The sequence below is a fragment of the Bacteroides sp. AF29-11 genome (assembly GCF_003602895.1).
GTDB classification, from domain to species: Bacteria; Bacteroidota; Bacteroidia; order Bacteroidales; family Bacteroidaceae; genus Bacteroides; species Bacteroides uniformis.
On sequence record NZ_QTLY01000002.1, the window covers coordinates 535,706 to 555,627 of the forward strand.

Sequence of the window (19,922 nt, forward strand, 5' to 3'; positions counted from 1 at the left end):
ACTCAACAATATAAACTGAATAATATGGCAAAAAGAATTCCTATCCTGCTGGCAGCAATGACAGCCCTCACCTTCGCCCCTCAAACAGCAGAGGCATGTACCGGTATCACCCTGACGGCCAAAGACAATGCGCACGTCGTAGCTCGCACCATCGAATGGGGAGGCAGTGAGCTGAACAGCCAGTACGTCATCGTACCGCGCGGTTATTCGCAACAATCACTGACACCCGGAGGCAGTCTGCCCGGCATGGAGTTCACCTCACGCTATGGCTACGTAGGCCTGGCAGTGGAGCAAAAGGAGTTCGTGGCCGAAGGACTGAATGAAGCCGGGCTCTCCGCCGGGCTGTTCTACTTTCCCGGATATGGCAAATATGAGGAGTACGACCCCACACGAAAAGCGTCGAGCATAGCCGATTTACAATTGGTATCATGGCTGTTGGGAAGCTTTTCTACTGTGGACGAGGTAAAGGAGGCTATTGAAAATGTAACGGTCATAGCCATTGATCCGCGTGCCTCCACCGTACATTGGCGGATTGCAGACAAGACCGGCCGCCAACTGGTATTGGAGTTCATCGACGGACAGCCCCGTTTCTATGAAAACAAACTGGGAGTATTGACAAACTCCCCCGGCTTTGACTGGCAGATGACCAACTTAAACAATTATGTGAACCTCTACCCGGGCAGTGCCGAAAGCAAATCGCTGGGCAATGTGACTATAGCCCCTTTCGGTTCGGGAAGCGGCTTTTTGGGAATTCCGGGAGATGTGACTCCCCCTTCCCGCTTTATCCGTGCCGCTTTCTACCAGACTTCTACACCACCACAGAATACCGCACAGGAAACCGTTCTCCAATGTTTTCAGATACTGAATAACTTTGATATACCCGTAGGCATCGAGTTTCCCCTCGGCCAGGTTCCTGCCAATATTCCAAGTGCCACCCAATGGACATCGGCCACAGATATGACAAACGGTATCATCTACTATCGCACCATGTACAACAGTACAATCAGAAGCATTGATTTGAGACAGATAGACTTCGGGCGCATCGAGTACCATGCAGCTCCCCTCGATAAAGTGAAGCGGCAACCGATAGTTCCCGTGAAAATTGAATAGGGACGCAGAAACTTCAAGATTGCCGCTGTTGCAGTTGTTCCGCCTCCTTCCTCTTCATCTCCGCCAGCACCCCGCAGGTCAATGGAATGGCGAGGAAGAAGGTCAGCATGTCCGACGCCGCCTGGCACATCTCCACCCCTTTCAGTCCTAAGAAATAAGGAAGAATGAAGATGAGGGGGATGAAGAACAGCCCTTGACGGGCAGAGGAAAGTATCGTAGCGCGTACGGGCTTGCGGATAGTCTGCAACATCATGTTGCTGACCACAATCCATGCACCCAACGGATAGGTGATGAACTGCCAGCGCAATGCTGCCGCACCGGTAGCTACAACAGCAGGGTCTCCCTTGCGGAAGATGGAGACAATCTCCTCGGCATATCCCATACCTGCCACCGCACAAACCAGCAAAAAGAAAAAGCCTACCTTCACACAGAACCAGAATCCTTGGCGCACTCTGGCATACAGCCCGGCACCATAATTGAATCCGCATACCGGTTGGAAGCCTTGCCCGAAACCAATTAGGAAAGCATTGATAAACATAGAGATACGCGTCACAATGGACATCCCCGCAATAGCTGCGTCACCATATGCACCGGCCGCCACGTTCAGCAAAATGGTTGCCACGCTTGCCAGTCCCTGCCGGGTGAGTGACGGAGTTCCACCCCCAATAATTTCCTTGATGAAAGCCAGTGTAGGCGTAAAGTTTCTGTAACGTATACGTATATTTCCTCCTCTGCGCCCCATATATAGCAAAAGGATGAAACTACATATCTGGCTGACTACTGTGGCCAGTGCGGCACCGGATATGCCCATATCGCATACAAAAATCAGGATAGGGTCGAGCACCACGTTGATGACCGCCCCACTCACAATCCCCACCATGGCATACGCCGCATTACCTTGAAAACGTATTTGGTTATTCAGCACCAATGAGGCGGTCATAAAAGGAGTACCCAGCAGAATGATTCCCAAATAGCGCTCCGTATACGGAAGAATAGTAGGCGTCGACCCCAAAGCAAGGGAAAGCGGTGTAAGGAACAGCAATCCCAGCACAGCCAGAGCCGCTCCGATAAACAAGGCAAAAAAGAAGCCGGTGGATGCCATCTTCTCGGCACTCTCCGTTTCCTGCGCCCCCAACTTACGGGAGATGTAGTTCCCCGAACCATGACCGAAGAAGAATCCCACAGCCTGGATAATGGACATCACAGAAAACACGATACCTACGGCAGCCGTAGACTGGGTATTTATTTTACCCACAAAATAGGTATCTGCCATGTTGTAGAAGGACGTCACCAGCATGCTGATGATGGTCGGCACAGCCAATGACGTAATCAGCCGGGGGACCGGAGTCGTCGTTAAGTGGACATAATTATCCTTTGCAGAATGGTGCATCATAGGGAATGGAATGACAAGACTATTTGCAGCAATTTCTCAATGGAGTACACTGTTACCGGCTCCTTGCCCGGTCGATGGAATACGAAGCTGCCGTCTCCCTTCAAATCTCCGGTTTCGATATAAATCTCCGATTCAACATTCCGGTTTGCCAGAATCCCGTTTCTCTGGAGTGCCTTGCGCACCATGGCATACTTCTGCCCGTGACCCGCCAAACGTATCCGGGAGGTATATTCATTGGCTACCCTGAACAGTCCCGTTTCCAAATCAAAGGCAATACCCTTACGGGCAAAGAAGTTGCTCAGACTGCCGTTCAGCGAAAGGTCCTCGGGTGTACCGATGGTCACTCCGTTCACCTTATCCATCAGCCATATTTTGTCCGCTATCTGCAGGGCCAGTTCCAGGTCGTGGGTAGAAAGGAAAATCGTCTTGTCCGTTTGCCGGCTGAGCTGGTGAAGCAGTTGCATCATCTCTACTTTACTGGGAAAATCGAGGAAAGCTGTCGGTTCATCCAGATAGATGACAGGAGTTTCCTGGGCGAGCGCCTTGGCTATCATCACCTTCTGCCGTTCACCGTCACTCAGCGTATGCACCATGCGGTGTGCCAGATGGGGAATGCCTACCAGGGCGATGGATTTGTCCACCACAGTCTTGTCCTCTTTCGAAAGGGTTCCCCAGAAACCGGTGTAGGGGCTGCGCCCCAGACCTATCAGTTCTACGACGGACATATTGCGTATATCGCACTTCTCTGTCAGCACCACACTGATGACGCGCGAAAGCTGCTTGTCGGTATAGTCCCCTATCTCTTTTCCTTCAATAAATATGTTTCCTCCAAGTTTAGGCTGGAAGGCGGACAACGTACGGAGCAACGTGGACTTCCCCACTCCATTAGCTCCCAACAAGCAAGTCAGCTCACCACTGTTGATTCCGGCACAAATGCCGTCTGCCACCACTTTCACATCCCCCTTACCGGGGTAACCGATGGAAAGATTCTCTATATGTATGGTTTCCTTATTCATTCAATTCTCCTTTCCGTTTTCTAAAAAGTACAGAAGCCACTACCGGCGCACCTACCAGTGCCGTCACCGAGTTGACCGGCAAAGCTCCCTCGAAGCCGGGCATACGGGCTATCAGATTGCAGACCAATGCCAGGGAAGCGCCTACCAGCAATGTGGCAGGCATCAGCACCCGATGGTCCGAAGAGTGGAAGATGGCACGGCACAGATGGGGAACCGCCAGCCCGATAAACATAATCGGACCGCAATAGGCCGTTACAATAGCCACCAGCACACCGGAGCATGAGATAACCAGCAGGCGTGCCCGCTTGATGTTCAGTCCCAGATTGCGTGCATAGCCATCGCCCAGCAGCAACAGATTCATCGTCTTTATCAGCAGGAAGGACAACGGAAGCAGCACAGCCATGATGCAGACAAACAGCACCATCTGGTCGCCCGAGACACGGGCAAAGCTGCCCAATCCCCAAATGACATACGCACGTATATCCTCCTCCACACTGAAATATTTCAATACGCCGATGACGGCACTTGCCACATAGCCTATCATCACACCGATTATCAGCAGCGTCACGTTGCCCTTCACCTTCTGGGAGACATAGACAATGAGCGCCATCACAGCCAGCGCACCGATAATGGCGGCAACCGACAAGGCAACCTCGCCCATATACCCCAAACGGCTCAATGCCACACCGCCCATCGCCCCGGACAGCAATACCACACAAGCCACACCCAGGCTGGCACCTGAACTGATGCCCAATACCGAAGGCCCTGCCAGCGGATTGCGGAACACCGTCTGCATCTGCAGACCGCTGACCGACAGCCCTGCTCCCGCCACCAATGCCGTCAACGCCTGGGGCACGCGGGACTTCCAGATGATATTCTGCCAAATAACGGATTCTTCCGTATTTCCCCACAATATATTCCACACGGAGCGCAAAGGAATGTGAACCGACCCCAAAAGCAGGTTCAGCAGGAAAAAAAGAAAGATAGATGCCAGTGTCAGCAACATCAACGGAAGTACGGGTCTTTTTATCATTTCAGCAGTTCGTAGTAAGTCGGTTTATAGTCAGGCAACAAATCGGGATGGAAAGCATGTATCAAGTCTTCCAATACAATTTCGGGCTGCATGGGCATACTTTCGTAGAAGGGTTTCTCACGCATGTTGCAGTATACCACTCCCTTCTCACGAAACGCACGGAAGTCGGCATAACGCGGGTCGAGGGACTTCAAGGCATCATACGTGAATGTCCCGTCATAGCTGTTGACAATGCGCCAGTAGTCGGCACTCTCCGCCTGGCTATATACGGTTTCAAAATCCAGCGTGACACCTCCCGAACGGGGATCGTCTTTCAAGAAATAATCCGCACCGGCATCACGGAACAGTTCGGCAAGAAAGCTCTTTCCTCCCACTGCATACCAGTTGCCACCCCGTATCTCGCCGCTGAATACCACCGGACGCTTCTTCACGTTGGCAGCCAGCTCCTTCAATTCGTTATAGCGCTTCTCTATCGCAGCAAACTTTTCATTCGCCTCCACTTCCCTGCCAACGAACATCCCGATGAATTTTATCCATTCGGCCTGCCCCAGCGGAGTCATTTCCTTGTACCCCAAATGGGGAACCAGTGGAATACCGATTTCACGCATGGCATCATATCCGCCCCGCTTAAAAGGAGAGATGAAGATAACATCCGGATTCATGCTCATTATCACTTCATTGTCAAAGTTCCCTTCGATGCCTATCTTCACGGTCTCGCCGGACTTCAAACGGTCGTTCATCTCCTTGTTGAAGAGATGGCGCGTGCTGGTGATGCCCACCACACAATCGCAAGCGTCCAGACGGATGAAGTTGGAAAGTTGCAGGGATGTCATACACATGACGTGCTCTACCGGCGTTTCAATCACCGTATAGTCGCTCGGTATGCCGACAGGCTTTATGCCTTTCGGTACCAGCGCATAGTGGAAAGTGCTGCTGCTTTCTTTTTGAGGGTCGTGTATATCCACCAGACGGACATGGTGCGGAAGATATTTCACCGTATAGCCTTTGGCATAGCACGGTACAATGGTAGCTGCCGTGTCTGTCGTAACCGGAGAATAGCCCGTTTCGGAAGAAGATTCGGTAGTAGTCTGTCTTGATTTTAAGCCGCAAGAGGTTACGCATAAAATGCACAGCAGTGCAATGCCTATGGCAGATATCCGGGTCATGACTATTGGGGTTTATAGAATTCGGGCACAATATTCGTCATTTTTGGGGAGATACGCAAATGCTCTTCCTGCAAATTGACGGATATTGTGCCTAAATAATCTTTAAAAGCCCATCAAGTCATTCAGTGCTTCACTCATGCTGGGATGTGTAAAGACAAAATCACGGAGGAAGGTATATTCCTGCCCGGTCTTCATAGCCATTGCCACCAGGTTGATGACCTCGCTCGATTCCGGACCAAACAGCGTACATCCCACTATCTTGTCCGTATCGGCGTCCACCACCACCTTGAAGAGTCCGTTCGTATCGCCCAAAGTCCTGGCACGCGGAATGGCGGCTACCGGCAGCTTGTTGACCTTTATATTCAATCCCTTCTTGCGTGCTTCCGCTTCGCTCAGCCCGATGCGTGAAAGCGGCGGGTCGATGAATACCGAATAGCTCACCGGGTCACGGTCGGACACCTTGCGTTCTCCCGCCCCGAAAAGGTCTTCGCGCAGAATGCGGTAATCATCCAAAGAAATGTAGGTAAACTGCAAACCGCCCTTTACATCACCGATAGCATGTATCTTGGGGTTGGTAGTCTGCAAATAGTCGTCCACCACAATGGCACCGCGCTCATTCACCTCTACACCTGCCGCCGCCAGATTCAAGCCAGCCGTATTCGGACGCCGGCCGGTAGCCAGCAGGATGGCATCTGCGTGTAACTGATGTTCCTCTCCCGTGACCGCATCCCGGTAAATGACGTCAGAGTCTTTCACGGACTGCACGCGTGCATTCAGCCTGAAAACGATTCCTTTCTGTTCCAATACCTCCCGGACACTGTCCGCAATGTCCCGGTCCTCCCGGGATATCAGTTCGGAAGAGCCCTCGAGCACCGTGACTTGCGAACCGAACGAAGCATACATGGAAGCAAATTCCAGTCCGATGTATCCCCCGCCTACAATGACGAGCTGTGCCGGCAGCTCAGTCAGTTCCATAATGGAGGTGCTGGTATATACCCGTGGGTTACCTTGTATCCCCTCTATCGGTGGAATGACGGTTTCGGCACCCGTATTGATGAATATCCGGGGAGCTTGCAATTGTAATGTCCCTTCCGCCATCCCAACTTCCACCACATCCGGACCCGCAAAGGAGCCGATGCCTGTATAGACCGTTACATGAGGATTGTCGGCCAGATTGTGATAATTCTTCTGACGCAGGAAAGAGACGACCTCTTCCTTCCTTGCAATGGACTGACGATAGTATGCCTTCTTGACCTCCCAAGAAGCGTCTTTATCCGCCTGCTTTGCCGCATGCACCAATGTTTTTGTGGGAATGCAACCGATATTGATACATGTCCCTCCGTACATCTTTTCCGAACGCTCCACTACGGCGACGTCCAGCTTCCGTTTTGCCAACTCGGCAGCCAGCGTCTTTCCGCCTTTGCCGAATCCGATGATAATGGCATCATACTGTTTCATACGTCTATTTCCTTAATTGGTTCAATACTCTTTTTGCACTGTCAGACAGTACGACAATGGCACCGGCAAGAATGGCCGTATCCTTGATGACCAAGCGCCCTGCCCCCGTCAGCAACGGAAAGCCGTGCTCCCCGCTTCCCAAGTCGGGCACCCACACCTCAGGGGTTGTCACCAGGAAAGAGAGGGTACCCATCGTCATGACAATGGCAAGTGCGGCTCCCGCCAGTCCGATTTTCGGAGAGAATATCCCCAGAAATGTCAGGATGCCGATGGCCATAATCAGAATGCCCAGACCGTGGGAGAAACCATACGTATTGTTCTCCACGTGCCACTGATGTTTCGCCTCATTGAACTCGCCCTCTTTCAGCTTATACTCCTTGTACTCCGGGGCACTCTTTGTATAAAAGAAGCTCATGAACGGGCTGTTCGCCACAAAAGGGACAATCCCTTCAGCCTCATAATTCCAGAATTTCAACCCACCAATCCATACGAAAATAACCAGGATGGCTACACGAATCAAATTAACACCCAACTTTTGAGTGGAAGCGGCCAGCGTCAACGCAGCCATAAACAAGTTTTGCAATTTCGTTTTCATCTTTGTTCTACTTTTTAAATGGTTTCAGTAATATGACTTGATTTTTGTTTTTGCAAAGTTCCTTGTTTTCCACCACGTACGAAATGGCAATTATTCCGCAACAGTTGGCAATTCTTCCCGTTTCACTCTTTTCCGGTAGTCCGAGACACTCTCGCCGGTCATTTTCTTGAAAAAACGGCTGAACGCGGACAAGTCTTCGAAGCCCAGAATGGAGCTGATTTCCTTAGCGCTTTTGTGGGTATACAGCAGCAATCTCATGGCTTCTGCCTCAATGCGGTCATGAATCACCCGTAAAGGGGAAGGCAACCCGCAGGTCGAGAACAGATTGGAAAGTGTCTTGGGAGAACGGCAAAGAATATCGGCATAATCCTGCACTTGCTTCTTCTCCTTGAAATGCCGGTCCACTAATACGTAATACTGCCGGATGATGTCAAACGTCTTTTCCTTCTCCTGCCCCACCCCGAAACGCTGGCGCGCAATGCGTGTGCAGGTAATGATGAAACGTTTCAAGACAATCCGCAGCATCTCCTCCTGCAGATTGTCATGGATGACCGATTCCTGCCGGAAAATGCGGACTATGTCATGCAAGTTGGAAGACTGCCCGGCAGAAAGTGCCAGTTTCATCACCTTGGAAGAGCCATAAAAAAGGAATCCATTGCAAGAGACCTCGTTGTCATGTCCATAGATGCAATAAAAATTGCTGTTGAATACAAACGTCAGGTATTCACCGTCCACCTCTTTTACCTCCAGGTGATGCAACGGGGTCAAGGTCACGATTTCATCCTTTTCCAGGCGCATGGGGATATGGTCTATTTCCAGAGTCAGCGTACCGCTCTGTACCCAAATGAATTTATACAGAGTCTTGTCACGTTGCAGCGACGCACGCTCATGGTAGCTGGAAGTCATGGCTATGTTGCCATTCAAGCGGGTGTTCAGTTGATAATCCATAAAAAACAGATTGTTTTAGTAAATAACAAAGATAGCGAATATCTTGTTTGCTACTGATTATTTCCCCACTTTTGTAGCCGTTTTGCTGTTCTTTAATTTTTAACCTTTAATGTCTTCATGCAAATGTTCCCCGTCATATTTGTATCTCTCGGTCCCGGCGAACCGGAACTGATTACCGTAAAAGGCTTGAAAGCCCTGCAGACAGCCGACTGTATATTCTGTCCCGAGACACTGGCCAAAGATGGAAACAGAGTTTCACGCGCAGCCGACATCCTATTGCAACTCGACATTCCGGAAAACACGGTGCACCGCTTTCCACTCCCCATGAGCAAACAGCGCGAAAAAGCCCTGAGCGCCTACGACGAGGTCTATATGGAGAGCTCCACCCTCCGGCAACAAGGAAAGAAGGTCTGTATCGTTGCCGAAGGAGATGCCGGATTCTACTCTTCCATACATTATGTATATGACAAACTGCAGGCAGACGGCATCCCCGTGAAGCACATCCCCGGTATCCCCGCCTTCATTGCCGCCGGCGCACTGGGCGGGCTCCATGTGGCCAGCCAGGAAGAGCGGCTGACGGTGATACCCGGCATTACTACGACAGAAGAGATAGAGAAACTGACAAGCGAAAACAGTGCGGTTGTCATCATGAAGCTGTCCAGATGCACCGATGAGATTCACCGCTGCATCCGCCTGCATCCCGAATACCGGTATCACTATTTTGAGAATGTAGGCACTCCGGAAGAGAAGTATATCAATGACAGCAAGCGGATAGCGACCATTCGCTTCCCCTATTTTTCCCTGCTTATCATTCGTACAGAGACCTTTTGAGCCCGATTTAATACAATTTCGCACGCCATAGGCATTATTTTAATGAAAATGGGTTACCTTTGCGCCGTTGAAATATAAAAAAGATAAGAACATGAAGAAAGTCGTTTTTTATATGATGCTGCTGGTTATGAGCATCGGTTATGCCTATGCACAAGGAAAGGCAGACATCAAATTCGAACAGACCACCCACAACTTCGGCACATTCTCCGAAAACAGTCCTGTGGTCAGCTACACCTTTAAGTTTACGAACGTAGGCGATGCTCCGCTTGTCATCCATCAGGCTGTAGCTTCCTGCGGATGTACCGTTCCCGAATATTCACAAGAACCGATAGCACCGGGAAAGACTGGAACAGTGAAAGTAACTTATAATGGAACCGGAAGATACCCCGGACACTTCAAGAAATCCATTACCCTGCGCACCAATGCCAAAACGGAAATCATGCGATTATTTATCGAAGGGGACATGACCGCTAAAGATGCCAAATAAGCATTTTACCATACAGAATTAAGGAGATTTTTTTAAATCTCCTTTTTTTTTGCTTTCTTTGAAGTCTATTAAAGAAAAACATAAAACTACAAAACCTATGAAACAAGAAGAAGAACCTATTACCGGACTACCGGAAAATGCGTTCCGTGAATTGAAACCGGGAGAAGTGTACAACCCTCTGATGAGCCCGGATAAGAAGTATTCAGAAGTAAATGCCTGGTCGGTGATATGGGGTATTCTGATGGCCATCCTCTTTTCGGCCGCAGCCGCCTATCTGGGGCTGAAGGTGGGGCAAGTATTCGAAGCCGCCATCCCCATCGCCATCATTGCCGTCGGCGTATCGGGTGCCGCCAAACGCAAAAACGCATTGGGCGAAAACGTCATTATCCAGTCTATCGGTGCCAGCTCGGGCGTCATCGTGGCAGGTGCCATCTTCACCCTTCCGGCACTCTATATTCTCCAAGAGACCTATCCGAAAGAAATCACCGTCACCTTTGCACAAGTCTTTATCAGTTCCCTGCTGGGAGGTGTGCTGGGTATTCTCTTCCTTATCCCCTTCCGCAAATATTTCGTGAGCGACATGCACGGCAAGTATCCCTTCCCCGAGGCGACAGCCACCACACAAGTGCTCGTCTCCGGTGAAAAGGGCGGCAGCCAGGCAAAACCATTACTCATGGCAGGTATTATCGGAGGTCTATACGACTTCATCGTGGCAACCTTCGGCTGGTGGAACGAGAATTTCACTACCCGCGTATGCGGCTTCGGCGAAATGCTGGCCGAGAAAGCCAAGCTGGTATTCAAGGTTAATACGGGTGCTGCCGTGCTCGGTCTGGGTTATATTGTGGGACTGAAATACGCGTCCATCATCTGTGCCGGCTCACTGGCCGTATGGTGGATTATCATCCCCGGTATGTCCATGATTTGGGGAGATTCCGTACTGAACCAATGGAACCCCGAAATCACGGCAACCATAGGCGCTATGGCTCCGGAAGAAATCTTCAAATACTATGCCAAGAGCATCGGTATCGGTGGCATTGCCATGGCAGGTATCATCGGCATTATCAAGTCTTGGGGCATCATCAAGAGTGCCGTAGGACTGGCTGCCAAGGAAATGGGAGGTAAGTCCAACGTGGAAGCCAGTGTGAAACGCACACAGCGGGACATCTCTATGAAGATTATCGCCATCGGTTCCATCATCACGCTGCTGCTAGTTGTTCTCTTCTTCTACTTCGATGTGATGCAGGGCAACTTGACACATACCATTGTAGCTATCCTGCTTGTTGCAGGTATCGCTTTCCTGTTCACCACCGTGGCAGCCAATGCCATTGCGATTGTGGGCACAAACCCCGTATCCGGAATGACGCTGATGACATTAATCCTGGCATCCGTAGTCATGGTAGCCGTAGGGCTGAAAGGTCCCGAAGGGATGGTTGCGGCACTGGTGATGGGCGGTGTTGTATGTACGGCACTGTCCATGGCGGGAGGCTTCATCACAGACTTGAAAATCGGTTACTGGCTGGGTAGCACGCCTGCCAAGCAGGAGACCTGGAAGTTCCTCGGAACCATCGTTTCTGCCGCTACTGTAGGTGGTGTAATGATTATCCTGAACAAGACATACGGTTTCACCAGCGGACAGCTGGCCGCTCCGCAAGCCAATGCCATGGCGGCCGTTATCGAACCGTTGATGAACGGTGTGGGTGCGCCCTGGCCGCTATACGGTATCGGTGCAGTGCTGGCCGTCATCCTCAATTTCTGCAAGATTCCCGCACTGGCATTTGCATTGGGTATGTTCATCCCATTGGAACTGAATGTTCCGTTGGTAGTGGGCGGTGCCATCAACTGGTACGTGACCAGCCGCAGCAAGGATGCCGCTCTCAATGCCGAACGCGGGGAGAAAGGTACCCTGCTTGCCTCCGGTTTCATTGCCGGCGGTGCATTGATGGGTGTGGCAAGTGCTGCCATGCGTTTCGGAGGAATCAACCTCGTAAACGATGCATGGTTGCAGAACACCTGGTCCGAAGTGCTGGCGCTGGGTGCTTATGCCATTCTGATATTCTACCTCATCAAAGCTTCCATGAAAACCAAATAACTTTTAAATACCAAGAACATGAAAAAGATTCTACTTTTATCTTTTCTATTTGCAGCGACCATGTTATCTGCACAAAAGCCCGTTGAGCTGCCCCTATGGCCCAACGGTGCCCCCAATAACAACGAACTGACCAATTCCGGACAGAACCATAACAACGAATGGGTGTCCGATGTCACCACCCCTACCCTTACGGTGTACCCTGCCTCCCACCCCAACGGCATGGCCATCATCATGTGTCCGGGAGGCGGCTACGGGGGGCTGGCCATGAAGCACGAGGGACACGACATGGCTCCCTGGTTCAACACACAAGGCATCACCTATGCAGTACTGAAATACCGTATGCCCAACGGGCACCATGAAGTGCCCCTTTCCGATGCCGAACAAGCCATCCGCATGGTACGCGAACATGCCGCCGAATGGGGTGTCAATCCTCAGCGTGTAGGCATCATGGGCGCTTCTGCCGGCGGCCATCTGGCAGCTTCGCTTGCCACACTATACAGCAGTGACAAGACCCGTCCCGACTTCCAGATCTTGTTCTATCCGGTGATTTCCATGCAGAAAGGCGTTACCCATGGAGGTTCCCGTAAGAACCTTATCGGAGAAAATCCATCTCAGGAGCTGGAACAAAAATACTCCCTCGAAAGACAAGTGTCCCCACGCACTCCGCAGGCTTTTATCATGCTTTCTTCGGACGACGACGCAGTGCCACCCATCAACGGCATTGGCTATTTCCTCGCCTTGCGTGACCACAAAGTGCCTGCCAGCCTGCATGCCTACCCTACCGGCGGACATGGCTGGGGATTCCGGGACAACTTCACCTACAAGCGTCAATGGACGGAAGAACTGGAGAAGTGGTTGCGTGAAGGGCTCGTATTCCCGGTCTCTGAACCTACCACAAAGAAATAAAAGCAATTATGAATAAAAAGTATTTTTTACTCACTTGCCTCGCAGCGTTTCCCTTTGCCCTGACTGCTCAGGAGAACAATCGCTACGAAGAGATTACCAACCCCAAGCTGACAAGCATCAACCGGGAGCCTGCCCGCAGCACGTTCACCTCCTACGTCACGGAGGCTGATGCCGTCATCAATGACCGCAAGAACGGAACCTTCCGCTTGTCCCTTAACGGGAAATGGAAATTCCATTACGTGGAAGCCTTCGCCGACCGCCCCACGGACTTCATGATGGACCGTGTGGACGCCAGCCGCTGGCCGGACATCAATGTACCCGGAAACTGGGAGTTGCAGGGATTCGGTACGCCCATCTATGTGAACCAGCCTTATGAATTCTGTTCTTCGGGCTATCCTCCTTATTGGGACAAGCCCAATCCTCCATACGTTCCCCAAGAATGGAATCCCACCGGCACCTACCGCCGCGAGTTCACTCTTCCGGGAGACTGGGACGATAAGGAAATTTTCCTGAGTGCCGACGGCGTACGCGGGGCAGCCTTCTACTACCTCAACGGCAAGTTTGTAGGCATGAGTAAAGATGCAAAGACTCCGGCGCGTTTCAACGTCAGCGCCATTGCCAAGAAAGGGAAGAATGTCATTGCCATTCAGATACACCGCTTTTCCGATGCCAACTATCTGGAATGCCAGGACTTCTGGCGCATCAGTGGTATCGAACGGGACATTTACTTATATGCCCAGCCTCAAATCCATCTCACGGACTTCAAGGTGGAGTCTCCTTTGGATGAGAACTACCGGAATGGTATCCTCAAGGTAAAGGTGCAGTTTACCAATGAAAGCGGACAAAATTCCCCATTTGTCGTTGGTTACCGCCTGCTGGACAAGAACGACCAGCAGATAGCCCAGTCCTCTACTCAGGTCAGCGGTGACCAAACGGAAGTGGAATTCACCAAGAAGACCATCCAGGAACCCCTACAATGGACAGCCGAAACGCCCAACCTCTATACCCTCGTCGTCAGCTTGAAGCGCCCGAACGGAGATGTGATTGAAGCGACAAGCTGCAAAGTAGGTTTCCGTACAGTGGAAATCAAGGACAAGCAACTGTTGGTAAACGGACAACCTATCCTCGTGAAAGGCGTGAACTATCACGAACACAACGAGAATACCGGTCACTATGTCTCCGAAGAACTGATGAAGAAAGACTTCGAGCTTTGGAAGAGATACAATGTCAATACCGTACGCACTTGCCATTATCCCCAGCAGGAACGTTTCTACGAACTCTGTGACGAATATGGTATCTACGTCATCGACGAAGCCAATATCGAAAGCCACGGCATGGGTTACGACCTGCGTGTAGGCGGCACGCTGGGAAACAATCCGCTCTTCATGAATGCCCACCTCGACCGTACCATGAATATGTACGAACGGGACAAGAACCATCCGTCAGTCATCATCTGGTCGCTGGGCAACGAAGCCGGGAACGGATTGAATTTCTACGTCACCTACAACACCTTGAAGACGCTCGACAGCCGCCCCATCCAGTATGAGCGTGCATTGTTGGAATGGAATACGGACATCTACTGCCCGATGTACGCTTCCCCTTCCTATCTGGAGAAGTATGCCCAGAACAAGGAGATGACGCGTCCCCTCATTCTTTGCGAATATGCCCATGCCATGGGCAACAGTCTCGGCAACTTCCAGGAGTATTGGGACATCATCGAAAAATATCCCATCCTCCAGGGTGGCTGTGTCTGGGATTGGGTAGACCAGGGCTTTGCCGCCAAGACAGACAACGGGCGCAAATACTGGGCCTATGGCGGCGACTATGGCGAGAACGGTACCCCCTCCGATGGCAATTTCTGCATCAACGGCGTGGTATACCCCGACCGCAGTGTCAAACCACAGACGGAAGAGATGGGGAAGGTCTACCAGAACATCAAGTTCCTTGATTTCGACAAGCAGACTTCCACCGTGAAAATCCGCAATGATTTCTCCTTCACCAATCTCGACAAGTACGACTTCTACTACATCATCCGCGACCACGGAAAGGAAGTCTACCGTGGCAAGATTGAAAATATCCATGCTGCACCGGGCAAGACGGTAACCACCGGCTTTCTGAACGGCATACCCAAAGAGAAACAGACAACGGGAGATGTGCGCATCGAGTTCTATGCAGCCATCAAGACGGCAGAGCCTTTCCTCCCCGTCGGCACAGTCATCGCACGCGAACAGACCTACGTCCATACCTTCTACAAGAAAGAGGCTACGGCACAGAAGCCCGCCACTTCTAAGGAAGAGGGGAATCTGGTGGTGTTCTCCGGTCCCGACTTCAAGGCCACCTTCGACAAACAAAGCGGACTACTCATCTCTTATCTGTACAAGAAGCATGAATACATTCTGAACGGTCAAGGCCCTCAACCCTTCTTCTGGCGTGCACCAACGGACAATGACTATGGTGCAAAACTCCCCGTCCGTCTCAAAGCATGGAAAGAAGCGAGTTACCAGAAACCGAAAGCCGAAAGTTTCCATGTGTCCAAAGGTAATGATTCTACCACTGTCAAGGTGACCTATCTTTTTCCGCAGACAGATGCCCATTGGGACATCACCTATAAGATATATGCCAACGGAGTTATCAAGGTAGATAACCGCTTCATGGCCGAAGGAGACCAAGCTCCGATGATACCGCGTGTAGGCCTGCGGATGCAGTTGCAAGAGACCTTTACAGACTTGACCTACTACGGTCGCGGTTCGAAGGAAAACTACCGGGACCGCCGTACCTCCCAGTTTATTGGAGAGTATACTATCCCGCTCAAGGATATGTACGAGCCTTACGTCCGCCCGCAAGAGAACAACCATCGCACAGACATCTATTGGTGCGCCCTTACCGATAAGACACAACGTGGCTTGCTACTCATCGCCGACCGCACCTTCGAACTGAACGCCTCCAACTATCCCCTGGAGAGCATGGATAGCGGCGACACGATTGATAACGGTGCTCCGCGTACCGAAAAGACCCATCACCGCCACCTCACCGACCCTCTGCCGGAAAAGATGGTCGATTTATTCATTGACTACCGCATGATGGGTGTCGGTGGAGACGACAGTTGGGGCGCAACCGCCCATGAACCCTATCTGATCCGTCCGGGCAAAGAGAATGCCATTGAATACGGTTTCTCCCTTGTTCCGTTCGATAAAAAGGAGGATTATAAATATTTAATCCGGCAATATTGAATTTAATCCCTCCGGATTAAGCTTTTATAAAAAGGATGTAGTAAATTTGCTGCATCCTTTTTACGTTCAAGAACAATAATAATCAAAAGAAAGAAAAATGAAAACAATGACTAAATTTATGTTCAGCGCCCTCTGCGCCGCGGCCATGGTAACTTCCGTTTCTGCCCAGGGAGGGAAAGATATGTTGAGCAATGGAATAAAGTATCTGGATGTGCCATACGTGGCCCATACGTTGGAGGCAGACGGTCCCGAGGAACTCGTCATCAACTGCGATGAGGTAGACTGCACTACGCTGGTGGAATATGTGCTGGCAGAGACACTCACCCCCAAATTGGCCGACGGGGACATCTCGGAAAGCGCTTTCGCCGATAACCTGCAAAAAATCCGTTACCGTAACGGTAAAATCGACGGGTACACTTCCCGCCTGCATTATATTGCCGACTGGATAAACAATGGCGTACGCAACGGCTTCCTTCAGGATGTAACGGGCGCCATGAGTCCCGACACCGAACGGTTGTCCATCTCCTACATGTCTTCCCACCCCCAACTCTACAAGCAGCTGGCAAATTCTCCGGAAAACGTAGCCAAAATGAAAAAGATTGAACAATCCTTGTCCGGCAAGGAAATTCACTATCTTCCCAAAGCCAAACTTCCCGCCGATGGTCTCCCGTGGATTAAAGACGGCGATATCATAGCCATCACCACCAACACTCCGGGGCTGGATGTAGCCCACATGGGAATCGCTTTCTATGCGGATAGCAAACTCCTGCTGGTACACGCTTCCTCTACCGACAAGAAAGTGGTCGTCTCCAAAGTCCCCTTGTCCCAAATGCTGAAAGACAATAATAAGTGGACGGGAATACGGGTACTGAGGATGAAGAAATAAAATGAAATACTATATATGGAAAAGGCGATGAAGATTTGATTCTCCATCGCCTTTTCCATATATATGATTGTTCGTTCCTATTCCTTTACGACAATATATTCATCAATATTCCGTGTTTCTTTACTGAAGTTCACACCTACTTTCACTAATTTTCTGCCATCCAAGGTATAAGGAATCAGATACCCCTTCTCATCTATTTGTTTCAGAGCTGCGTCGGCCGTACCGTCCAGTTTAAACTCAAAAACATAAATAGCGGTAGGGGTATGAACGACTGCGTCCGCACGGCCGCGGCTACTGCGAACCTCGGACCGGATGAACTGTCCCAGCAAAGTAAACACTACATGAAAAATAACCTGATAATGACGTTCCGTATCATCACTCAACTCGTACGGAATACCGGAGAAGAATATCTTAAGACGCTCCATAAACGCCTCCACATCCCCACTCTTCAATTCACGCATGAATTTAGCGATGTGGAAACCAGTTTCATCATCAGTAACTTTAGTATAAAAAGGAACCAGAAAATTGAGGAAACCATAACAAACTTCATCATTCGGAAATTGAAGCGTATAAAGGCAAACCTCTTTATCATAAGCTTTTATAGTCAAGTAACCGCTCTGATAAATCATAGGCAGAGGATTATTAGCTTCTGCACGATATTCAGAGAAGGCAGAGGCAGTAACCTCTACGCCATTCAGCAAAAGGCGAAGATCATAGTCACTCTTTTTTAATAAATCCACCAAATAAGTAGGTGTACCCGTCTGAAACCAGAAGTTGCCGAACTTCAATTTCTGGAATACATTCAGAAGGCTGAAAGGGTTAAAAAGCCCCACCGAAGTATCTTCACAAAAATGATAGCCGTCATATTTCTTTGCCAAACGAAAAATCGTTTCCTCCAAAGTCAGTTCTTCATTCTCACTTAACCGTTGTATTTCCGGGCCAAATGTTTTTATAAGTTCATCTTGTGTAATGCCGCACAAAGCATTGTATGCTCTATCCATGCTTATATCATTCAGCTGGTTCAAGTCACTGAACACACTTACTTGCGCAAACTTGGTCACTCCGGTCAGGAAAACAAAACGAAGATAACGGTCAGCGCTCTTCAAGACACCGTAGAACGCTTTCAATATTTTCCGATACTCATCCAGCAAGTTCTCATCCAAGACCGCTTGAAGCAATGGCTTGTCATACTCATCAATCAGCACAACAACCTGCTTTCCTGTCTGCATGCATGCCTGCTCTATCACGTAAGCAAAACGCTCTTCCGGACTACGGTCTTTCTTCTCCTGACCATAGAGCAGCTCCCATTTCTCCAGATACTGATTAAGCATAGCCGTCAGGTCAGCAGCAGCTTCATATTTCCGGGCATTCAAGTCAAGATGTAGAACAGGATACTGTTCCCACTTCGTTTCCAACTGTTCGATGGCCAAGCCCTGAAACAAGTCTTTGCGTCCTTGAAAGTAGGCTTCAAAGGTAGAAAGAAGCAGACTCTTGCCAAAACGACGGGGACGGCTTAGGAAATAAGGAGTAGAAGTAGATGCTATTTGATAAATCATAGCCGTCTTATCTACATAAAGAAAATTCCCTTCACGAAGTTTATCAAAAGTCTGTATGCCTATCGGCAGTTTACGCATCTGTTCCATGTTATTATAACCTGATTGGTGTATGACAAAGGTACGATTTATATTTCAAAAATAAGACGAAAGGCGATGGAGATTTTAGTCTCCATCGCCTTTCATTATTCTACTAATCATCATTTCAGTATTACTCACGTAGACTGGTGCAATCCGAAATATTTCTTCATAAAACAGATATAAAGAAAACAAAGCAAAAGAATTATACCTGCCAAATACCAATAACCATAACCCAAGCACGTTATATATCCTACGATTATGATTGCCTGCACTGCCATGTAAAAAGAAGAAACCATTACATGAGGAACTTTCAGTTCATTCGCCATTATCTGATACAGATGTTTGCGATGCGGCAAGCCGATATTCTCATGAAGCATCAGACGGTGGATGATAGTCAGAACACTGTCTACACCGTAAACGGACAAAAGGACTATCCAGCTGAAATCTTCTGTTTCAATGATAAGCCTGCCTATCAGGAAAAGAAGGATAAAAGCAATACTCACGGAACCCACATCACCGGCAAAGCATTTGGCACGCTTGCGGAAATTGAAGAAGCAGAAGACAAGGACGGAACAGATAACGGTATAGATGAAATCCGCTTCCACAAAAGTCACCACCTCTTTATTGATATAGGCCAACGCAGCAAGAACAACCAGAGAATAACCACCGGTTATGCCGTTAATGCCATCCATAAAGTTGTAGGCATTGATGATGCCCGTACAGACGATTAATGCAATGAGTATCCACCACCACGACAAGGAGAATAATCCCCACTGATAAAACATCAACGCCATAGCCGAGAAATGAAAAAGCAGTCTTGTTATTTGTTTGGTGGGGTTTATATCATCCGCAAAACTGATGAACGTCACCAAAGTCAATGCCAGCATAAACCAAAAGTAGTCAAAACCACTCGCCAGAAAATAAGCCAATGCACCGAAGTAGAAGATAATTCCCCCACCCCTTAAAGTGACTTTCGTATGAGAACTCCGCTCATTAGGCATGTCAATGATATTGCACTTATCTGCTATCTTAAAATAAAAAAGTTCTGCTAGAAATAGCAGAACCAAAACCATCAAATAATACATCATCCGTTTTTGATTATCCAGTAAAACCAAAGCTGAATACATGTAAATCCCAAAG

General features: G+C 49.6%; 16 protein-coding genes. 7 read left to right on the forward strand and 9 right to left on the reverse strand.

The window, feature by feature from the left end; genetic code table 11:
- Positions 1-24: 24 nt before the first annotated feature.
- Positions 25-1,110 carry a linear amide C-N hydrolase gene (locus DWZ03_RS04960; RefSeq protein ID WP_120129056.1) on the forward strand — a complete coding sequence of 362 codons (1,086 nt, stop codon included), beginning with the start codon at positions 25-27 and terminating at the stop codon, positions 1,108-1,110.
- A gap of 13 nt (positions 1,111-1,123) precedes the next feature.
- Here DWZ03_RS04960 and DWZ03_RS04965 read toward each other — a convergent pair whose 3' ends face one another.
- From DWZ03_RS04965 to DWZ03_RS04995, 7 genes are all read right to left on the reverse strand, one after another.
- Positions 1,124-2,503: an MATE family efflux transporter gene (locus tag DWZ03_RS04965; RefSeq protein ID WP_005829402.1), complete on the reverse strand. Its 1,380-nt coding sequence runs from the start codon at positions 2,501-2,503 to the stop codon at positions 1,124-1,126.
- Complete coding sequence (locus DWZ03_RS04970; protein WP_120129058.1) at positions 2,500-3,519, reverse strand: ABC transporter ATP-binding protein; 1,020 nt, start codon at positions 3,517-3,519, stop codon at positions 2,500-2,502. The genes DWZ03_RS04965 and DWZ03_RS04970 overlap by 4 nt, the downstream gene beginning before the upstream one ends.
- Positions 3,512-4,549 (reverse strand): iron ABC transporter permease, encoded by a 1,038-nt coding sequence (locus tag DWZ03_RS04975; RefSeq protein WP_120129113.1) that lies wholly within the window; start codon positions 4,547-4,549, stop codon positions 3,512-3,514. Before DWZ03_RS04975 ends, DWZ03_RS04970 begins: the two co-directional genes overlap by 8 nt.
- The gene (locus tag DWZ03_RS04980; protein ID WP_120129061.1) at positions 4,549-5,718 is read right to left on the reverse strand and encodes an ABC transporter substrate-binding protein; all 1,170 of its coding nucleotides are present in this window, start codon (positions 5,716-5,718) and stop codon (positions 4,549-4,551) included. The genes DWZ03_RS04975 and DWZ03_RS04980 overlap by 1 nt, the downstream gene beginning before the upstream one ends.
- A 102-nt stretch (positions 5,719-5,820) precedes the next feature.
- The gene (locus DWZ03_RS04985; protein ID WP_120129064.1) at positions 5,821-7,176 is read right to left on the reverse strand and encodes an FAD-dependent oxidoreductase; all 1,356 of its coding nucleotides are present in this window, start codon (positions 7,174-7,176) and stop codon (positions 5,821-5,823) included.
- Between the two features lie 4 nt (positions 7,177-7,180).
- Positions 7,181-7,771, reverse strand: a complete 591-nt coding sequence (locus DWZ03_RS04990; protein ID WP_044468336.1) for a DUF417 family protein — start codon at positions 7,769-7,771, stop codon at positions 7,181-7,183.
- Positions 7,772-7,861: 90 nt separating this feature from the next.
- Positions 7,862-8,719, reverse strand: a complete 858-nt coding sequence (locus DWZ03_RS04995; protein WP_005836651.1) for an AraC family transcriptional regulator — start codon at positions 8,717-8,719, stop codon at positions 7,862-7,864.
- 123 nt (positions 8,720-8,842) lie between these two features.
- On the opposite strand from DWZ03_RS04995, the gene DWZ03_RS05000 reads away from it, so the two are divergent.
- From DWZ03_RS05000 to DWZ03_RS05025, 6 genes are all read left to right on the forward strand, one after another.
- Positions 8,843-9,550, forward strand: coding sequence for a precorrin-2 C(20)-methyltransferase (locus DWZ03_RS05000; RefSeq protein ID WP_016273623.1), 708 nt, complete (start codon positions 8,843-8,845; stop codon positions 9,548-9,550).
- A 91-nt stretch (positions 9,551-9,641) separates the two neighbouring features.
- Complete coding sequence (locus DWZ03_RS05005) at positions 9,642-10,037, forward strand: DUF1573 domain-containing protein (protein ID WP_005836647.1); 396 nt, start codon at positions 9,642-9,644, stop codon at positions 10,035-10,037.
- A gap of 97 nt (positions 10,038-10,134) precedes the next feature.
- Positions 10,135-12,126, forward strand: a complete 1,992-nt coding sequence (locus DWZ03_RS05010) for an OPT family oligopeptide transporter (protein ID WP_120129066.1) — start codon at positions 10,135-10,137, stop codon at positions 12,124-12,126.
- Between the two features lie 18 nt (positions 12,127-12,144).
- Positions 12,145-13,032: an alpha/beta hydrolase gene (locus DWZ03_RS05015; protein ID WP_005836645.1), complete on the forward strand. Its 888-nt coding sequence runs from the start codon at positions 12,145-12,147 to the stop codon at positions 13,030-13,032.
- A gap of 8 nt (positions 13,033-13,040) precedes the next feature.
- On the forward strand, positions 13,041-16,262 hold the full coding sequence (locus tag DWZ03_RS05020) for a glycoside hydrolase family 2 TIM barrel-domain containing protein (RefSeq protein WP_120129068.1): 3,222 nt from the start codon (positions 13,041-13,043) through the stop codon (positions 16,260-16,262).
- Positions 16,263-16,359: 97 nt separating this feature from the next.
- The gene (locus DWZ03_RS05025) at positions 16,360-17,148 is read left to right on the forward strand and encodes an N-acetylmuramoyl-L-alanine amidase-like domain-containing protein (RefSeq protein ID WP_120129070.1); all 789 of its coding nucleotides are present in this window, start codon (positions 16,360-16,362) and stop codon (positions 17,146-17,148) included.
- A 77-nt stretch (positions 17,149-17,225) separates the two neighbouring features.
- On the opposite strand, the gene DWZ03_RS05030 is transcribed toward DWZ03_RS05025, so the two are convergent.
- Both DWZ03_RS05030 and DWZ03_RS05035 read right to left on the reverse strand, forming a co-directional pair.
- Positions 17,226-18,791, reverse strand: a complete 1,566-nt coding sequence (locus DWZ03_RS05030; RefSeq protein WP_120129072.1) for an ATP-binding protein — start codon at positions 18,789-18,791, stop codon at positions 17,226-17,228.
- Positions 18,792-18,916: 125 nt separating this feature from the next.
- A complete protein-coding gene (locus DWZ03_RS05035) occupies positions 18,917-19,867 on the reverse strand; it encodes an MraY family glycosyltransferase (protein ID WP_120129074.1) in 951 nt (316 codons plus the stop codon).
- Positions 19,868-19,922: the final 55 nt, after the last annotated feature.

What these genes read in the sequence shown, in the direction of transcription:
- DWZ03_RS04960 (WP_120129056.1), top strand. Translation starts at nt 25, where the DNA reads ATGGCAAAAAGAATTCCTATCCTGCTGGCAGCAATGACAGCCCTCACC.
- DWZ03_RS04965 (WP_005829402.1), bottom strand. Translation starts at nt 2,503, where the DNA reads ATGATGCACCATTCTGCAAAGGATAATTATGTCCACTTAACGACGACT.
- DWZ03_RS04970 (WP_120129058.1), bottom strand. Translation starts at nt 3,519, where the DNA reads ATGAATAAGGAAACCATACATATAGAGAATCTTTCCATCGGTTACCCC.
- DWZ03_RS04980 (WP_120129061.1), bottom strand. Translation starts at nt 5,718, where the DNA reads ATGACCCGGATATCTGCCATAGGCATTGCACTGCTGTGCATTTTATGC.
- DWZ03_RS04985 (WP_120129064.1), bottom strand. Translation starts at nt 7,176, where the DNA reads ATGAAACAGTATGATGCCATTATCATCGGATTCGGCAAAGGCGGAAAG.
- DWZ03_RS04990 (WP_044468336.1), bottom strand. Translation starts at nt 7,771, where the DNA reads ATGAAAACGAAATTGCAAAACTTGTTTATGGCTGCGTTGACGCTGGCC.
- DWZ03_RS04995 (WP_005836651.1), bottom strand. Translation starts at nt 8,719, where the DNA reads ATGGATTATCAACTGAACACCCGCTTGAATGGCAACATAGCCATGACT.
- DWZ03_RS05000 (WP_016273623.1), top strand. Translation starts at nt 8,843, where the DNA reads ATGTTCCCCGTCATATTTGTATCTCTCGGTCCCGGCGAACCGGAACTG.
- DWZ03_RS05005 (WP_005836647.1), top strand. Translation starts at nt 9,642, where the DNA reads ATGAAGAAAGTCGTTTTTTATATGATGCTGCTGGTTATGAGCATCGGT.
- DWZ03_RS05010 (WP_120129066.1), top strand. Translation starts at nt 10,135, where the DNA reads ATGAAACAAGAAGAAGAACCTATTACCGGACTACCGGAAAATGCGTTC.
- DWZ03_RS05015 (WP_005836645.1), top strand. Translation starts at nt 12,145, where the DNA reads ATGAAAAAGATTCTACTTTTATCTTTTCTATTTGCAGCGACCATGTTA.
- DWZ03_RS05020 (WP_120129068.1), top strand. Translation starts at nt 13,041, where the DNA reads ATGAATAAAAAGTATTTTTTACTCACTTGCCTCGCAGCGTTTCCCTTT.
- DWZ03_RS05025 (WP_120129070.1), top strand. Translation starts at nt 16,360, where the DNA reads ATGAAAACAATGACTAAATTTATGTTCAGCGCCCTCTGCGCCGCGGCC.
- DWZ03_RS05030 (WP_120129072.1), bottom strand. Translation starts at nt 18,791, where the DNA reads ATGGAACAGATGCGTAAACTGCCGATAGGCATACAGACTTTTGATAAA.
- DWZ03_RS05035 (WP_120129074.1), bottom strand. Translation starts at nt 19,867, where the DNA reads ATGTATTATTTGATGGTTTTGGTTCTGCTATTTCTAGCAGAACTTTTT.